This is a genomic window from Burkholderia arboris, assembly GCF_902499125.1.
Lineage (GTDB): Bacteria > Pseudomonadota > Gammaproteobacteria > Burkholderiales > Burkholderiaceae > Burkholderia > Burkholderia arboris.
On sequence record NZ_CABVPX010000073.1, the window covers coordinates 1 to 2252 of the forward strand.

Genomic DNA, 2252 nt, shown 5'->3' on the forward strand with positions numbered 1-2252 from the left:
GTGAGCGCGGCCTCCTTGCCGAAGCGCCGGGTGAGATCGACGATGCGCACGCGCGGATCGCCGGCGGCGATGTCGATCAGCCTGTCCAGCGTGCCGTCGCGGCTGCCGTCGTTGATGCAGACGATCTCGAAACGGACCGACTCGACCGATTCGAGGATGGGCAGCGTGGCCGCAAAGAATGCGCCGATTGCTTCGTCCTCGTCATGGAACGGCACGACGAGCGATACCAGTGGTTTTCTGGCGTGCGCGGACATACGTCCCCCGAGAGATCCGGCCTGCGCTGCACCGTATGAATCCGGTTGTCGTCCGCTGCGGGCCAGACGACAGGCGTTCTGATCATTGTAGGCAGGAATCGGAGATTCGTAACACGAAATGACGCGGGTGCGGCGGTGGGCGTACGAGCGTCAGGATGACGGGCTGGACATCGAGACCGGCGGCGGCGCCGCGCTGCGCGGGCGCGATCCGGTGCGCAATCGTGTCCGGGATGACCCGGTTGGCTTGCCGCAGGACGGGAGGCGATGACGCGTGCGTGCACAACGGCGGCCCGATCGTCGAGCGGCTGCCGTTCGACGCGTTCGAGCGCGACGGCGGGTGGGGCCATGGCGTGCCGTGCTGCACCGGGCCGTGCCCGCCGCGGGCGAGCGCTACACGTTCAACTGGTCGGGGCCGATGCTGCCGGTCGACGCGATGCGAACGCGCGTCGCGTCGACGTTTGAAGGCGACCTGCCGGACCTCGAAACGATTTGAACGATGCTTATCGCCGCTCGGGGGATGGCGGGAGCGCGCATGCGCGCTGCAGCAGCACGAGCAGCGCGATCGCCGTGACGGCGGGCCCGATCTGCGGCAGCTTCATCCACGGATTCAGGAACTCGTACAGCGGCAGCGCCCACATGGCGACGACGATGCATTGCTCGCCCCGCCGCCAGCCGTGCTGCGATCCGATGGTGATCATGCATGCGATCGGGATGCACAGCCAGGACAGTTCGTAGTGCCATACATAGGGATTCGCGGCGAGCGTCGCGACGACCAGCACCGCGCCACGCAGCCGTGCGTCCCGGCTCCGGCGCCAGACGAAGCACGCCGCGGCGATCGCGATCGCCGCGATGACCGCTTGCCCGGCGAAGGCGAGTGCGGGCGACAGGCCGGCGAGCCGGAACGCCGCGAACGGCGTCGGCGACGCAAACCAGAACGGCACGCCATGCTCGATGATCAGCGAACGCAGCGCGCCGGCATTCTGCAGGAACAGCCGGACCGATTCCATGCCGCCCGTCGCGATGCCGAGCACGGTGAACGCGGTCGCGAATGCCGCGGCCCACGCGAACGCGCGCCATGCGCGCGCGGCAATCAGCACGAACGGAAACAGCAACGCGAGCTGCGGCTTGACCGACAGGAGTCCGATGCAGAAGCCGGCCAGGATCGGCCGCCGGTCGACGCAATACACGGCGAACGCCGCGCATGCGGCGGTCAGCATGGCGTTCTGTCCGTACATCGCGGTCACGAGCACGCCCGGGCAGGCAAGCAGCGCGAGCCAGCCGATGCGTGACGCGCCGGGCACGGCGGCGAGCCCCGACACGCGCCAGGCCGCCAGGCCGAGCAGCACGATGCCAAGTGCGATGAACAGCGGATAGCTGATCGCATAGGGCAGCAGCGCGAGCGGCGCCACCACCAGCAGATACGACGGCGGATACAGCCACGGCAGGAACGCGAAGCGTCCGGTCGACGGGAACAGCCCGGCGAGCACGCGCGAAAACGTGGGGACGTCGTAGGCCTGCCAGGGCGAGCCGTGGAGCATCAGATGGGACGCGGACCAGAACACCATGTATCCCGAGCCGGGGCGGAACGTGCCCGGATCGGTCGAGCGAGCGCCGATCCAGACCAGGATCGACGCGAACAGCACGCCGACCGCCAGCATGACCACGCTGTAAAGCGCGATGCGTCCGGGGGTGAGCCAGACGCGGACGGGGCGCGCGTCGCCTTGCATCGACGAACCGGAAATATCCATGCGGTGCTACTTGACCGACAGATTGCGCGGCGTCTGCACGGCGATGGCTGCCGCCTGCCGGCGCCGGGACGCGGCGACGCGCCGGACCGGAAACTGCAGCAGCTTCGAGCCGTCCGGCTGGGCGGCATGCCGCGCGGGCTGCTGGCCCGCATGGGCATCGGCGCGATAACGGCGCCGCACGAGATAGACCGGGCGCTGCTTCGATTCGTGATAGATGCGGCCGAGGTATTCGCCGATGACGCCGATGCCG

Annotated in this window: 2 protein-coding genes and 2 pseudogenes; 1 reads left to right on the forward strand and 3 read right to left on the reverse strand. The window is 68.8% G+C overall.

Features of this window, described 5'->3' with window-relative positions:
- Window positions 1-254, reverse strand: a 254-nt coding sequence (locus BLA15945_RS37475; RefSeq protein WP_174994765.1) for a glycosyltransferase, incomplete at its 3' end; no start/stop codon positions are given.
- 281 nt (window positions 255-535) lie between these two features.
- Here BLA15945_RS37475 and BLA15945_RS37480 point away from each other — a divergent pair.
- A pseudogene (locus BLA15945_RS37480) lies at window positions 536-747 on the forward strand (phage protein NinX family protein); the annotation flags it as partial.
- A 7-nt stretch (window positions 748-754) separates the two neighbouring features.
- On the opposite strand, the gene BLA15945_RS37485 reads toward BLA15945_RS37480, so the two are convergent.
- On the reverse strand, window positions 755-2002 hold the full coding sequence (locus BLA15945_RS37485; RefSeq protein ID WP_174994766.1) for a glycosyltransferase family 87 protein: 1248 nt from the start codon (window positions 2000-2002) through the stop codon (window positions 755-757).
- A gap of 6 nt (window positions 2003-2008) precedes the next feature.
- Window positions 2009-2252, reverse strand: a pseudogene (locus tag BLA15945_RS37490) (glycosyltransferase); the annotation flags it as partial.

Bases quoted from the DNA above. Each gene is read 5' to 3' on its own strand.
- BLA15945_RS37485 (WP_174994766.1), bottom strand. From the start codon at position 2,002: ATGGATATTTCCGGTTCGTCGATGCAAGGCGACGCGCGCCCCGTCCGC.